This window comes from Streptomyces sp. WAC00040, from assembly GCF_056835925.1.
Genome location: NZ_JAKQZE010000002.1, coordinates 353,621 through 367,123, shown reverse-complemented (window position 1 = coordinate 367,123; position 13,503 = coordinate 353,621). Strand labels below are relative to the sequence as shown.

Here is a 13,503-nt window from a genome sequence, read left to right as displayed (position 1 = left end):
GTTTCTCACCACTGCGGAACCCGCCCCGGGCAGAACCGGTGCCGGTTCCTCGGAGTGGCCCGTGTCCCGGCGCTATGCCTGGGTCGTCTTTGCACTGAGTTTCGGGCTCCTGCTCTCGGACTACATGTCCCGGCAGGTCCTCAACGCCGTCTTCCCGATGCTGAAGGCCGACTGGCTGCTGTCGGACGCCCGGCTGGGCTCCCTCAGCGGCATCGTGGCGCTGATGGTCGGTCTGCTCACCTTCCCCCTGTCGCTGCTGGCCGACCGGTGGGGCAGGGTCAGGTCACTGGTCATCGCGGCGACGATGTGGAGCCTGGCGACCCTCGGCTGCGCGGTGGCGGCGACCTACGGCCAGATGTTCGTCGGCCGGCTCTTCGTCGGCATCGGCGAGGCGGCGTACGGCAGCGTCGGCATCGCCGTGGTCCTCAGCGTCTTCCCCCGCGCCCTGCGGGCCACGCTCTCCGGAGCCTTCATAGCCGGCGGGGCCTTCGGCTCGGTCCTGGGCATATCCATCGGCGGCGCCGTGGGCCAGGCATACGGCTGGCGTTGGGCGTTCGCAGTGATGGGCGTCTTCGGCCTGGTGCTCGCGGGCATCTACGCCCTCGTCGTCACGGAGAAGCGGCTGGCCCCGCGACAGGGTCCGGCCGAGGGCAGGGCCGGCGTCGCCGCGCCCGACCGCCTTCGCGTGCTCCTCCCACGGCTGTTCTCCTCCGTCTCCGTGATCAGCGCCTACATCGGCAGCGGTCTGCAGTTGTTCATCGCGGGGGCCCTGATCGCCTGGTTGCCCAGCTACTTCAACCGCTACTACGACATGCCCACCGCCAAGGCCGGCGCGACCGCGGGCCTCTTCGCCCTGGTGATCGGAATCGGCATGATCGCCGGCGGAATCGCCTCGGACCGGTTCAGCCGGCGTGCCCCGATCCGCAAGTGGACCGTCGCCATCAGTTGCAGCGTCGGCTCTCTCGTCCTGCTGATGACCGCGTTCCGCCTGCCTGCCGGCCCGACACAGTTGCTGACGCTGGCGCTCGGAGCCCTGCTGTGCGCCGGAACGGCCGGGCCGGGGGCCGCCATGGTGGCGAACCTGACCCCTGCGGCCATCGCAGCGACGGCGTTCGCCACACTCACGCTGGCCCAGAGCCTGCTCGGACTGGCCCCCGGCCCCGCGGTCACCGGGGCGCTCGCGGACCGGCTCGGTCTGCTCGGCGCACTCCAGCTCGTCCCGCTCGTGGCGATCGCGGCCACCGGGGCCCTTCTGATCGGCCGCCACCGGTACGAACGCGATCTCCACCGTCTGACCCGACCCGTCGCGACGACGGAGCCCGAGGAACCGGAGGCGTCCTCATGACAGGAACCTCGAAGCCCACGATCGTGATCGTTCCCGGCATGCGGGACCACGTCGAGGACCACTGGCAGACCATCCTTGCCGAGCAGCTCCGCCAAGCCGGCCGCACCGTCCGCATCGTCCCACCGCCGGCGTGGAACCGTCTCAGCCGTGACGCCCACGTCGCCAACGTGGTCGAGGTGATGGTGCAGATCACCGGGCCGGTCGTGATCGTCGCCCACAGCGCGGGTGTCATGACGACGGTGCAGTGGGCACAGTGGCACGACGCGGACGTCCGGGGCGCCCTGCTGGCAGCGCCCCCGGACTTCGAGACGCCGCTGCCGGACGGCTGTCCCACTCCCGACGAGCTGGCGACGTACGGCTGGACACCCGTGCCCCGGAAGCCGCTGCCCTTCCGCAGCATCGTCGCGGCAAGTTCGAACGATCCCCTGGCGTCCCTGGGGCGCGTTGCCGAACTCGCTCGGGACTGGGGAAGCCGCCTGGTGGAACTCGGCCCCGTCGGACACCTCAACCCCGCCTCGGGACACGGCCCGTGGCTCCAGGCCGAGGAGCTCGTCGAGGCACTCGCACACGGCTGGAGCCATGCGGGCCCCCGGCCGGCCTCATAGGCCGCCGCGCTCAGGCTCCGTACGACAACAGCATGTGCAGAGCCTCATCCGCGCACATACCTGGCACCACTGACAGCAGCCCCCGGCCGCACGGGCCAGGGGGCTGCCGGTCCTGTAGCGCACGGAACGCCGGACTCACGCGCCTCCGCGTACGCCTTGAGGGCGTCTGCCTCGCCCTGGTCGAAGGGCCAGGGCGCTGCGGCGCGGTCCGATCCCCGACGCAGAGACCGGTGCGGGGGGAGCGGCGGCATTCACCGGACCCGTCCTGCGTCGGCGTCGGTCTCCCGGCGGGATGCGGAGCAGGCGCTCGCGCCGGCCGGCAGGGCCGCGTCGCTCGGCTGCCGCCTACCGGTGCGTCGGACGGCGTGATTCCCGCCGCCCGCGGTTCGGCCACGGACGTGTCCCGCACATCGCCCGGCCGGCAGCGGTTCACTTGATTCCATGACACGCAACAGTCCGCGAGCGCGTCGCAGGTCCACACTGGACCGGCAGAGGCAGGCTGCCGCCCTCCGCTTCCGGGACAGCCATGCAGGCATGGTGTGGAGTCGGCTCTCGGCGATCGATTTCTTCGGCAACTGTTTCCAGCTCGCCGCGCTTTCACTGCTGTGCTTCTTCCCCTTCCTCATCGTCGTCACGGCCGCGGCCGGCCGTGACGCCGCCACAGCGGTCGCCGGCTGGCTGGGGCTCAGCCGGCAGGCGGCCCAAGCTGTGGCGTCGCTCTTCGCCGGAGGCGAGGACCCTGGATCCCTCACGGTGGCGAGCGCCGGCCTGCTGATCGTCGGTGCCGTGGCCGTCGCCGGCACCCTCCAGAGCTGGTATCAGAGGCTTTTCGATGTCCCGCACCGCGGCTGGCGGGACATTCCGGCGCAGCTCTGCTGGCTCGCGCTCCTGCTGGCCTACTGCTCCGCGCATGCCGTGGTCGGCAGAGCGCTCGAGGGGCCGGTACTGCGGAGCCTGTTCGGTCTCGGCGTCGCGACGTGCTTCTGGTGGGTGACCATGTACGTACTGCTCTTTCCCACCGTGCGGTGGAACACGCTCCTACCCCCGGCCGTCGTCACAGCTGTGTGCTGGACGGGCCTGGGCCTCTTCTCCGCCCGCTTCTTCTCCGCGGCGATCGTGGAGAACAGCGAGAAGTACGGCCCCATCGGTGTCGTCATGGTCATTCTGTCCTGGCTGGTGGCGGTAGGGGTGGTCATCCACCTGGGAGCCGTCGTAGGTCGCTTGTACCTTGAGCACCGTGCCGGGCAGGGCTCCCGGCCGCACCACTGACAGCCCCTTGAGCAGGCAGGCGGCAAGTGATGGTTCCGAGCGGGCCTGCGTCCGCGGTGGCGGGGCAGGTGGGCTCGTCCGTGGCCGCGGCACGGCGGGCCGGCGCCTCGTGGCGTCTCACGACTGCCCCTGCTTTGGTCGACCTGCCGCTCGGTCTGCCGATCATCACCTTCAAGATCGTTATGACCCACTGAACCAGGTCATCAGTAGTGTCGGGCAGCAGTTCACCTGTACCGGGTGAGGCCCGGCGCGGCACCTTGCGGGAATATCGCAGGGAGTGCGCCGTCCGCCTGCCCACGCCGCCCGCAGGAGAACAGCCCATGCGCTACGAGATCCGCGTCGAGGGACACATGTCGGAAACGCTGGCCAAAGCCTTCCCGGAGCTGGGCCATGTGGTGATGTCCGGCCAAACGGTTCTGTTCGGCCCCGTCGTGGACGATGCGCACCTGTACGGGCTGCTGGCCCGCTTCCAATCGCTCGGACTACGCGTCCTGGAGATGCGGCAGGTACCGGAGTGATCGGCCGGCCGAAGTGGGCGCTCCCGGGCCGACTGGAACGAGATCAGCCCACGCGGGGGCGTGAGCGCACACCGGTCCCTTCTGCGGGGCGCTCAGGCGCCCACCCGGGCGCCTGACGACGAAGTGAGCCCACGGGCGGGAGAAACGAGTGCAGGAGAACGAGCAGGGTCTGCCGCGAGGGCCGCTCAACCGTGTTCCGCGCTGATCCTGCCGGAGCTGCGAGCGGCGCCCAGCGCCTCGAAGTCCCGCTCATTCTGATCGGCGTAGGACTGGGCGAATTCGGTGAGCGCGCGGTCGAAGCGGTCGCTGCCACCCAGGTAGGCGGCTATGGCGACAGGGTCGCCGGAACGGGCGTGGGCCCGCGCCAAAGACGCCCCGCACAGCATGCCGAAGAGGGAGAGCAGGCCCGGCCCCATGGTCTCCGGCCGTGCGATGCCCTTCCAGTCCCACAGCTGTCGCACGTAGAAGTCGCGGCTCTGCCCGTCGAGGCCCACGACGTGCGTCCATCCCAGAAAGATGTCGCTGGTCGTCTGGATCAGGCGCTGACCGGTCACCACCCGGCGGCCATGGTTGTCGTAGCCCTCGCCGGCGATGTGGGCCGACAGCACCGACTCCTGGGCCTCCTTGGCCTGCAGCAGAAGGGGATCATCCTCGTCCCTGCCCAGCAGGAGCAGGATCCAGCAGCGCGTCCCCACACTACCGACGCCCACCACCTTCCGAGCCATGTCCACCAGTCGGTAGTGACGCAGCAGGTGCCGGCGTTCGGACGGCAGGGTGCTGGCGTAACTGTTCAGGAGGGTCTTGAGCTCATTCTCCCGACCGGCCTCGGACGGCTCGGCCAGCAGCTGGCCGAGCGGAGTGATCAACGGCGGGTCCGGCGTTATGCGCCGTCCCTCTGCCGTGAGCCGGGTGAGCTTCGTGAAGGCCTGGAGATGCGTACGCGTGCGGGCCCGCGCCGTCGCGCGAGCGGCACGGCGCCTGGCCTCCGCGTCCATCGACGAGGCCATCAATTCCCGCATCCGGTCGACGTCGTCCTGGGCGTACCAGATGTCGAGGGTTCGCATGGCAGCGAACTGGTGCATCCGCTTCCGGTACGCCTGCACGCAGCTGCGCACAGCTCTGTTCTGCTCCTTGAGCGAGAAGCCGTTGGCCCGGCCCGCTGTCACGAAACTTGCCGCCAGCCGCTTGACGTCCCATTCGAAGGGCCCGGGCAGGGTCTCGTCGAAGTCGTTGAGATCGAAGACCAGATGGCGCTCCGGCGAGGCGAGCAGCCGGAAGTTCAGCAGGTGGGCGTCCCCGCACAGTTGCACCCGCAGACCCGTGTTCGGGAGCGGTGCCAGGTCCGCCGCCATGACCGCCGCGGCGCCGCGGTAGAAGCGGAACGGTGACTCGAGCATGCGGCCGTAGCGGATCGGCACCAACTCGGGCACGCGGTCCGCCGACTGACGCTCAAGCACCTCGACCGGGTCGGGGCGCCCCTGATCCGTCTCGAACCAGCCGTGGCTCGAACGCGACGCACGCGTGCGCGCCGCTCTGCCGTGCGCGGCTCGCTCAGCCGGTGTCAGGGAGGCGGTGAAGTCGAGGGGTACGGTCATGGTCCTGCCTCCCGGTCCGTCGTGGTGTCTGTTCCGGCACCCGGCTCCCCGGGTGGCCCACGGCGCTGCCCGCGGAGCCCGGCCCGGACCGCGCGCGACGGCACCCGTGCCGCGACCCCCGCGAACAGCAGCCCTCCCGTCGTCTGCGGCATCGTCACCACTCCCCTGCCCGGGAGCGCGCGCCGATGTCCCCGAAGCCGACGGCGCTGAACCTGGTCAGCGCGAAATACGGGGCGTCCTTCCTGGTCAACGGCTCAGTGAAGGATCTCGGGCCTGAGTGATCCAGCAGGTAGTAGGCGCCGGCGAACCGGACCGGGAACAGACGGGTGACGGCAGCGACCGCCGCCCCCTGACCGGGGTGGAGCCACCGACCCCACCGGATCGCGATCGGTCCCGATCCTGGACGGTCCGTCCGGGCAGCCTTGGGGTCGCTCATCGCACGCCTCTTCGTTCCGTTCCACCACAAGTCGTTCTGCGTCGTCTCACGCCGTTCCGTCGCAAGACGGCGAACGCCTCCGGTGCCCATCCGACACCCCCGGCGGCACTGGCGGATCACCCGCCGTGGGTGATCCGGGAGCCGGTTGCGCGCGGGACGCTGAGGGTCAGGTTCCCGGACACCGCCCCATCGGGTACGCAAGCGACCCGCATCCAATGCGCGAGGAGTACGCGATGACCGAATCACGTGGTCCTGGTCCACCTGCAGGACCGGAAGACAACGGCCCGGAACTCATGGCCGACGGGGCAGTCCTCCGTCCTGCGGACGTGCTGGAGCGCCTCGGCCATTCGTGGACCTGGGTGCTGGGCTCGGCGGTGGCGACGCTGGTGCCGGGCGTCCTTGTACTGGTGTGGCCGGACGCGACCCTGCACGTCCTGGCGGTCCTCATCGGCCTGTACCTGCTGGTGACCGGTGTGTTCCGATTCGTGGCCGTCTTCGCGCGGGAGGAGCACGGTGAACGGCTCCCAGGGTTGCTGGTGGCGGTGCTCTACCTCCTGGCCGGGGTGCTGTGCCTGCGGAACCCGCTGCAGACCGTCGCCGCGCTCTCGCTGATCGTCGGCGGCGTGTGGCTCGTGTCGGGCGTCCTGACTCTCTACACGGCCATCGCCGCCAAGGATCTGCCGCACCGCAGCGTCGTCCTGGTCGTCGCCGTTCTCGGCATCGTCGCGGGGATCGTGGTGCTCGCCCTGCCCATGGAGTCGGCCCGTGCTCTGACCCGGCTGCTCGGCCTGTGGCTCGTCCTGCTCGGCCTCGCCGAGGCGGCCGTCGCCCTCGCATGGCGGGCCGCGCTCAGAAGGGCATCCCCGACGGGCCCGCACGGCCCTGCCACGACGGACTGAAACCGGAACTGTCGCCGCGCACCCGTACTCGGGGACCCTGATCCCGTCGCAGGGTGCGTCCAACGACGGGTTGCCGGGCCCCCGCGGTCTCACCCGCGTCGGGTGAAGCCACCCCGCCCGGGCCGCGCCCACGCTGGGGGAAGCAACCAACGGCGGCCGGGCGAGCGCCCGGGACGGCCTCCGGACGCCGAAACGTGTGCCGGACGACGCGAAACGAGGCACCAGCATGACTGCGACACACACACGGCAGGCGGACACGAGGAAGCAGGAGATCGCCAGCGGTCTGACGGTAGTCGGGGGCGTCCTGCTCATGATCGTCGGTGTGCTCGACATCTGCCGCGGCATCATGGCGATCGTCGAGGACGACATCTTCGTCACCACACCCGACTACGTCTTCGAGTTCGACCTGACCGGCTGGGGCTGGGTCCACGTCGCTCTGGGCGCACTCGCCGTGCTCGTCAGTCTTGGGTTGGTCCGCGCCGCGACGTGGGCCCGCATCACCGGCATCGCCATCGCCGCACTCGTCATCATCGCGAACTTCCTTTCCCTGCCGTACTACCCGGTCTGGTCGGTCGTGATGATCGCGATGTCCACCTTCATCATCTGGGCGCTGTGCGTGGTCCGGCGCGACGAGTCCTTCGACACGCACCGGCGTGCACCTCACGACAGGTGAGTGATGAGCAGGCCCGCAGAAGGAAGGGCACGGTGACTCATGAACAACCCCCGAGAGGACAGGCCCAGAACGCCACGGGCGGGCGATCGGGGAAAGGCTCGCCTCGCCGTCCTCGCTCTGCTGGGAAGCATCCTGGTGCCGCTCATCACGGCCGGTCTGCGGAGCGTGCTGTGGGTGCTGGTCGGCGTCGCCGGGTTGGCGCTCGCCGCAGTGGGGGTGTGGTGGGCCCTGGCGCACACCGGTGTGGTCCGGGCGCTCGGGGCGGCTCTGTCGGTGGCCGCGCCGGTTGCGGTGTTCGCCCTGTACGCGACGGCCGGCATGCTGTGGGCGGCCTGTTTGTCCCTGGCCTTGTGGGTGCTGGCCGTCGCGACGGCGCGTACCGCTCTGGCCCCCGGGCCCAGCAACTTCGAACAGGCGGTCACCGAGGCGCCCCGGCACCCCTGGATACTCATGAATCCTCGCTCCGGCGGCGGGAAGGTGGGCCGCTTCGGCCTCGTGGAGAAGGCCCGGGCCGCCGGCTGCCGGGTGTCCCTGCTCGACGGGCACCAGGATGTGGCAGAGCTGGCGCGACAGGCCGTCGTCGACGGAGCCGACCTGTTGGCGGTGGCGGGCGGTGACGGCACCCAGGCGCTGGTGGCCGAGGTCGCTGCACGCCACGACCTGCCGTTCGCTGTGGTTCCCGTCGGGACCCGCAACCACTTCGCCCTCGATCTCGGCCTCGACCGTGACGATCCGGCGGCGGCTCTGGAGGCCCTGTCCGACGCCGTGGAGCTGCGTGTCGACCTCGGGTACGCCGCAGACCGGGTCTTCGTCAACAACGCCTCCTTCGGAACGTACGCGTCCGTGGTCGCCGACCCCGCGTACCGGAACGCGAAGGCGCACACAGTCCTCCAGTCCCTCCCCGGCCTCCTCACCGGAGCTGACGCACCCAGGCTGCGGATGCGAGCCGGCCGGACATACGCCGAGGGACTTCAGGCGCTGCTCGTCAGCAACAACCTCTATGGGCGTGCCGTGGACGCCGCCCATCCCGGGCGCAGGGAGCGGCTTGACGCGGGGCGGCTCGGCGTGGTCTGCGTGCGGGTCGAAAGCGCAGCTCAGGCGGCGCGCATGGTGCGCGGTCCGCGCGCCAAGGGACTCATCCGGCTGAGTGCCGAGGAAGTTGTCGTAGAAGCCGACACGGCCACCCTCCCCGTCGGCATCGACGGGGAGCACACCGTGCTGCCTGCGCCCGTCGTATGCCGCAGCGCACCCGGCGTACTTCGGGTCCGCGTGCCACGGCATCGCCCCGGTACGCCACGGGCGAGCGGAGCGGCGGCCGACTGGCCACGCGTGGCGCGCCTGGCGCTGGGCCGCCCTGCCACGGCATCGGATTGACCCGCGGTGGACACGCTCGTGCCCCCGCACCGCGAGGAGAAGCCATGAACGACTACCCACCGATCGCCGACCACGGGCTCGTCGGCGACCTGCAGACCGCGGCACTGATCGCCGCCGACGGCACGGTCGACTGGTGGTGCGCCCCGAGGTTCGACTCTCCCAGCCTGTTCGCCTCCTTGCTCGACAGCGATCGCGGCGGCGACTGCCGCCTGGCCGTCGACGCCGGCGACGAGGTCACCGTCCGCCAGCTCTACATGCCGGACACCGCCGTCTTGGTGACCCGCTACATGGCCTCGGACGGCGTCGGCGAGGTCCTCGACTTCATGGAGCCGGACACGTCGACGACTCCCTCCGACCGGCACCGCCTGGTGCGGGTGGCGCGCGTGGTGCGGGGCAGCCTGCCGTTCGAGCTGATCTGCCGGCCGCGTTTCGACTACGGCCGCGCCGTGCACTCCCTCGACCGCCTGGACGACGGGTCCGTCGTCTTCCACGGCCCCGGCACGGACCTGCACCTGCAGGCCACCGCCCCGATCGTCCTCCGCCCGGACGGCACCGATGTCACCGCCCGTTTCACCCTGCACGCCGGCGAACGGGCCGGGATCGTCCTCACCACCGAGAGTGGCGACGCCGCCGCCCGCAGCGGGCGCCCCGGCGGCCCGCCACTCGACATCGAGGGGATCACCCGCGCCTTCAACACCTGCCGCATGTTCTGGCTGACCTGGCTGCGCTCCTGTCGCTACCGCGGCCGCTGGCACGAGATGGTCGTACGATCCGCCATCACCCTCAAACTCCTCACCTATGCCCCCACGGGCGCCCCGATCGCCGCCGCGACGATGGGCCTGCCGGAGCAGATCGGCGGCGAACGCAACTGGGACTACCGCTTCACCTGGGTCCGCGACGCCTCGCTCTCCGTCCGCGCGCTGATCGACCTCGGCTTCACCGACGAGGCCCAGGCCTTCCGCCACTGGCTGCGCGATCGCCTGGATACCGGAGTCACCGCCTCGGGCGAACCGCTCCAGATCATGTATCGCGTCGACGGCGAACCCCACCTGACGGAGGAGGTCCTCGACCACCTGGAGGGATACCGTCGCTCCGCACCGGTCAGGGCCGGAAACGCCGCCGCCGACCAGATCCAGCTCGACATCTACGGCGAGGCCGCCTACGCCCTCGCTCAGGCCGAGGACATCGGCGGCATCCGCGGCTGGAAGGCCTTCGCCGGCCTCCTGGACTGGCTGGTCGACCACTGGGACCGTCCCGACGAGGGCATATGGGAGACCCGAGGCGGCCGCCAGGACTTCACCTACAGCCGCCTCATGACCTGGGTGGCGTTCGACCGCGGCGTCAAGCTCGCCACCGCCCACTCCCGCCCGGCCGACCTCGGTCAGTGGGCCGCCGTCCGCGACACCGTCTTCCGCCAGATCGTGGACCGTGGCTGGAGCAAGAAGCGCCGCGCGTTCGTCCAGCACTACGACACGGACGTTCTCGACGCCTCCCTGCTCCTCATGCCCCGCGTCGGATTCCTCGCCCCGAACGACCCCGACTGGCTGACCACTCTCGACGCCATGGACGAGGAACTCGTCAGCGACAGCCTCGTGTACCGCTACGACCCGGCCGCTTCCCCCGACGGACTCCAAGGCTCCGAGGGCACCTTCAATCTGTGCAGCTTCCTCTACGTCCGGGCCCTCGCCAAGGCCGGCCGCGTCGACAAGGCCCGTTACGCCTTCGACAAGATGCTCACCTACGCAAACCACGTCGGTCTCTTCGCAGAGGAGATCGGGCCGTCCGGCGAGCAACTCGGGAACTTCCCCCAGGCATTCACCCACCTGGCCCTCATCGACGCGGCCATCGCCCTCGACGAGGAACTCGACAGGGCAGAAGACCGGGCCCGATGACGACCGTCGCCACGACGGATCACAAGCTGCGGAGAGACCATGCCCGAGCAGGCGGTTCGCTCCGGGCCTGCTGCTGATCGGCCTCGGCCTCGGCGTGATGCTTACCCCTTCGGTCAACGTCGTCCAATCAGCCTTTCCCGAACAGCGCCAGGGAGAGATCTCCGGCCTCTCCCGCAGCATCTCCGACCTCGGCTCGTCCTTCGGCACCGCCATCGCCGGCACCATCCTCGTCGCCGGCCTGTCGAAGAACGCCTACGCCGCCGCGATGGCCGTCCTCGCCGTGGTCGGGCTCGGCGGCCTGGCCGCCGCTGCCCTCCTTCCCCGAACCGCCGCACCTGCCGCCGGCCACACCCGGCCGCCCCCGACCCGCCGTCGGGGCCACATCAGTAGCCGCATCCACGGTAGGTGGACTCCCGCCGCCTCCGGGCCTGGACCAGCGCTCGGTCCTGGAATGATTGGTTCATGCGTGCGGCCCGGCTTCTCTCCCTCATCCTCCTGCTGCAGAACCGGGGCAGGCTGACGGCTGGTGAGCTCGCTGAGGAGCTGGGAGTCTCGGTCCGGACCGTCTATCGGGACATCGACTCGCTGAGCGGCGCGGGCATTCCGGTCTACGGGGACGGCGGGCACGGCGGCGGATACCAACTGCTCGGCGGCTACCGGACCCGGCTCACCGGACTGCATGCCGACGAGGCCGAGTCCCTGTTTCTTGCCGGGCTGCCGGGCGCGGCGGACGATTTGGGACTGGGAGAGGTGCTGGCGGCAGCGCAGTTGAAACTGACCGCGGCACTGCCGGCGCCGCTGCGGGACAGGGCCGGTCGGGTCCGCGAGCGGTTCCACCTCGACGCTCTCGGCTGGTACCGGGAACAGGACTCCCCGCCCGCTCTCGCGGCGCTCGCCGATGCGGTGTGGAACCAGAAGCGGATCCGGGTGCGCTACCGGCGCTGGGCCGAGCCGCAGGAGGTCGAGCGCGAGCTCGACCCCTACGGCCTGGTCCTCAAGGCGGGCGTCTGGTACCTCGTCGCAGCGGTGGACGGCGCGGTGCGGACGTACCGGGTGTCCTCGATCCTCCGCCTGGACGTCGAGGAGGTCGGCTTCGAGCGCCCCGAAGGGTTCGACCTGGCCGCCCACTGGCAGGAGTACCTCACCGTCTACGACGCCCGCAGGCTGCGGCTTCAGGCCTCCGTCCGGATTGCTCCAACGCTGCTGTCCGTGCTGTCGGACCGCCTGGACGCGGCACTGGTCCGCGCCGTCGAAGCCTCGGCAGGGCCGCCGGAGGCAGACGGCTGGGTGACGGCGACGATGCCGCTGGAATCGGTCGAACTGGCGGTGCCCGCACTGCTGTCACTGGGACCGGACATCAAGGTGCTCGCCCCCGAGGAGCTGCGCCGTGGGATCGCGGAGGCGGCGGGGGCCGTGCTCGATCGGTACCGACCGGCGGACACATCAGGCCGGGCGGGGGCCGGCGACCTGAGCAGCAGTCCGGCGGACAGGGTCGCCAGCAGCGCGAGGGCGGCCAGGACCCCGAAGCCGTAGCGTGTGTCACTGTGGTCGGTGACCGTCGCGACCAGGAACATCACCCCGACCGTAGCCGCCAGCGCGCCACCGTTCGCCAGCCCGAAGACCCTGCCCACCGAGGCCTCGTCGGCCGAGGTCATCAGCATGGTACGAGAGGCGATCCGGGCCTGCCCGAAGAAGAACGCACCCAGTGGCACCCCGACGAGATAGCCGACGATCCCGAACTGGCTCTGCAGCACCAGGCCGACATCGCAGAGCAGAAAGCCCACGACGGCGATGCGAAGGTCCGGACTGCGTCTGCTGACGATCCGGTACGCACCGGTGGCCGCCAGGAAACCGAGGCACCCCAGGGCGTCCACCGCACCGAACGTAGCTGCTCCCAGGTGGAGTTCACCGATGACGGCGGTGGGCAGCAGAGCGTTGAACACCGTGACGACCACGCTCCCTTGGGCGTAGAGCAGGATGAAGCGGCGCATCCGCAGCGGCCCGTGCGGAGCCGCCGCCGGCGCCGGCCCCCCGGCGGAGGTGGCCGTCGGCGCCCGGTCCGGGCGGTGCCCCACCGCGGCGACGCAGAGCGCCGAGACGATGAAGGTCCCGGCATTGAACACCAGCAGCGGCACAGCACCGAACGCCTGGACGGACAGCCCGCCGACCGTGGCCGACAGCAGCATCCCCGCCTGGGTCCCCATCTCGTAGCGGGCGTTGAACCGCCGCAGCCGGTCCGCCGGGACCCGTTCCTTGATCAGCGCGGAGCTTGCCGGGAGGAACAGTGCACCGACCACGGCGAGCGCCAGATTGGCGCTGTAGATGCCGGGCCCCGGGGCGCCGCCGCAGGCCAGCCACAGCGGCAGTGCAAGGGCCAGCGCCGCACTGGTGATGTCGCAGCCTATCCACAGGGACCGCCGGTCGAAACGGTCGGCCAGCCGTCCGCAGAAGGGGGACAGCAGCGCCTGCGGCCCGGCGACGGCGATGAAGAGCCAACCGACGGCCATCATGGTCTGCTGCTCTCTGATCATGAGCAGTGCACCGACGATGAGTTGGACATTGTTGCCGAGAGCGGTGGCGAAGGCAGCGGGCACAAGCAGCCGCTCGGCCCGGCGGGAGTGGTGACTGAGGATCATGGCACCACTGTCCGGAGGTTCACTGACATCTTCTGTCAGTGAAGTTCCCGCACACCGTCATCTTCCGTGTTGCCTCGAACGAGAGTCCGGCGGCTGACCAAGACCTTCACCGATCCCCGGCGCTGCGCGACCGCCGCCGACCGGCTCCCCTTCGGCGGCAACCTGCTCCGGAGCGGCACCGACTCCTACCGTCTGGCCTCGCCCGATCCTGGGCAGCAGCACAGAACGCCGCCGACTGCCTCACCCGGCCGAGCGGGAGGC

11 protein-coding genes and 3 pseudogenes are annotated in these 13,503 nt (G+C 70.5%); 11 read left to right on the top strand and 3 right to left on the bottom strand.

All coding sequences use genetic code 11. From position 1 onward, the window contains the following. Positions 1-61: 61 nt before the first annotated feature. From MDN94_RS20950 to MDN94_RS20935, 4 genes are all read left to right on the top strand, one after another. On the top strand, positions 62-1,345 hold the full coding sequence (locus tag MDN94_RS20950; RefSeq protein ID WP_482727421.1) for an MFS transporter: 1,284 nt from the start codon (positions 62-64) through the stop codon (positions 1,343-1,345). After that, a complete protein-coding gene (locus MDN94_RS20945; protein ID WP_482727420.1) occupies positions 1,342-1,950 on the top strand; it encodes an RBBP9/YdeN family alpha/beta hydrolase in 609 nt (202 codons plus the stop codon). Before MDN94_RS20950 ends, MDN94_RS20945 begins: the two co-directional genes overlap by 4 nt. 534 nt (positions 1,951-2,484) lie before the next feature. Next, the gene (locus MDN94_RS20940; RefSeq protein ID WP_482727419.1) at positions 2,485-3,219 is read left to right on the top strand and encodes a YhjD/YihY/BrkB family envelope integrity protein; all 735 of its coding nucleotides are present in this window, start codon (positions 2,485-2,487) and stop codon (positions 3,217-3,219) included. Between the two features lie 320 nt (positions 3,220-3,539). Then, complete coding sequence (locus MDN94_RS20935) at positions 3,540-3,737, top strand: hypothetical protein (protein WP_482727418.1); 198 nt, start codon at positions 3,540-3,542, stop codon at positions 3,735-3,737. A gap of 185 nt (positions 3,738-3,922) precedes the next feature. On the opposite strand, the gene MDN94_RS20930 is transcribed toward MDN94_RS20935, so the two are convergent. Both MDN94_RS20930 and MDN94_RS20925 read right to left on the bottom strand, forming a co-directional pair. Beyond that, entirely contained in the window at positions 3,923-5,332 is a 1,410-nt protein-coding gene (locus MDN94_RS20930) for a DUF2252 domain-containing protein (protein WP_482727417.1), read from the bottom strand. A gap of 154 nt (positions 5,333-5,486) precedes the next feature. Next, positions 5,487-5,768, bottom strand: a complete 282-nt coding sequence (locus tag MDN94_RS20925; RefSeq protein WP_482727416.1) for a hypothetical protein — start codon at positions 5,766-5,768, stop codon at positions 5,487-5,489. 233 nt (positions 5,769-6,001) lie between these two features. On the opposite strand from MDN94_RS20925, the gene MDN94_RS20920 reads away from it, so the two are divergent. The 6 genes and pseudogenes from MDN94_RS20920 to MDN94_RS20895 all read left to right on the top strand — a co-directional run bounded on the left by MDN94_RS20920 (position 6,002) and on the right by MDN94_RS20895 (position 12,139). Then, positions 6,002-6,667: an HdeD family acid-resistance protein gene (locus tag MDN94_RS20920; RefSeq protein ID WP_482727415.1), complete on the top strand. Its 666-nt coding sequence runs from the start codon at positions 6,002-6,004 to the stop codon at positions 6,665-6,667. Between the two features lie 226 nt (positions 6,668-6,893). After that, on the top strand, positions 6,894-7,340 hold the full coding sequence (locus MDN94_RS20915) for a DUF7144 family membrane protein (RefSeq protein WP_482727414.1): 447 nt from the start codon (positions 6,894-6,896) through the stop codon (positions 7,338-7,340). A gap of 39 nt (positions 7,341-7,379) precedes the next feature. Further along, positions 7,380-8,714, top strand: coding sequence for a diacylglycerol/lipid kinase family protein (locus tag MDN94_RS20910; protein WP_482727413.1), 1,335 nt, complete (start codon positions 7,380-7,382; stop codon positions 8,712-8,714). 44 nt (positions 8,715-8,758) lie between these two features. Then, positions 8,759-10,606: a glycoside hydrolase family 15 protein gene (locus MDN94_RS20905; RefSeq protein ID WP_482727412.1), complete on the top strand. Its 1,848-nt coding sequence runs from the start codon at positions 8,759-8,761 to the stop codon at positions 10,604-10,606. A 55-nt stretch (positions 10,607-10,661) separates the two neighbouring features. Beyond that, a pseudogene (locus tag MDN94_RS20900) lies at positions 10,662-10,952 on the top strand (MFS transporter); the annotation flags it as partial. Between the two features lie 116 nt (positions 10,953-11,068). Beyond that, complete coding sequence (locus MDN94_RS20895) at positions 11,069-12,139, top strand: helix-turn-helix transcriptional regulator (RefSeq protein WP_482727411.1); 1,071 nt, start codon at positions 11,069-11,071, stop codon at positions 12,137-12,139. Positions 12,140-12,222: 83 nt separating this feature from the next. Here the strand turns inward: MDN94_RS20895 and MDN94_RS20890 are convergent. Continuing rightward, positions 12,223-13,242: pseudogene (locus MDN94_RS20890) on the bottom strand (MFS transporter); the annotation flags it as partial. A 96-nt stretch (positions 13,243-13,338) separates the two neighbouring features. On the opposite strand from MDN94_RS20890, the pseudogene MDN94_RS20885 reads away from it, so the two are divergent. After that, positions 13,339-13,443: pseudogene (locus MDN94_RS20885) on the top strand (IS21-like element helper ATPase IstB); the annotation flags it as partial. Between the last annotated feature and the right edge of the window lie 60 nt (positions 13,444-13,503).

What these genes read in the sequence shown, in the direction of transcription:
- MDN94_RS20945 (WP_482727420.1), top strand. Translation starts at nt 1,342, where the DNA reads ATGACAGGAACCTCGAAGCCCACGATCGTGATCGTTCCCGGCATGCGG.
- MDN94_RS20940 (WP_482727419.1), top strand. Translation starts at nt 2,485, where the DNA reads ATGGTGTGGAGTCGGCTCTCGGCGATCGATTTCTTCGGCAACTGTTTC.
- MDN94_RS20935 (WP_482727418.1), top strand. Translation starts at nt 3,540, where the DNA reads ATGCGCTACGAGATCCGCGTCGAGGGACACATGTCGGAAACGCTGGCC.
- MDN94_RS20930 (WP_482727417.1), bottom strand. Translation starts at nt 5,332, where the DNA reads ATGACCGTACCCCTCGACTTCACCGCCTCCCTGACACCGGCTGAGCGA.
- MDN94_RS20925 (WP_482727416.1), bottom strand. Translation starts at nt 5,768, where the DNA reads ATGAGCGACCCCAAGGCTGCCCGGACGGACCGTCCAGGATCGGGACCG.
- MDN94_RS20920 (WP_482727415.1), top strand. Translation starts at nt 6,002, where the DNA reads ATGACCGAATCACGTGGTCCTGGTCCACCTGCAGGACCGGAAGACAAC.
- MDN94_RS20915 (WP_482727414.1), top strand. Translation starts at nt 6,894, where the DNA reads ATGACTGCGACACACACACGGCAGGCGGACACGAGGAAGCAGGAGATC.
- MDN94_RS20910 (WP_482727413.1), top strand. Translation starts at nt 7,380, where the DNA reads ATGAACAACCCCCGAGAGGACAGGCCCAGAACGCCACGGGCGGGCGAT.
- MDN94_RS20905 (WP_482727412.1), top strand. Translation starts at nt 8,759, where the DNA reads ATGAACGACTACCCACCGATCGCCGACCACGGGCTCGTCGGCGACCTG.
- MDN94_RS20895 (WP_482727411.1), top strand. Translation starts at nt 11,069, where the DNA reads ATGCGTGCGGCCCGGCTTCTCTCCCTCATCCTCCTGCTGCAGAACCGG.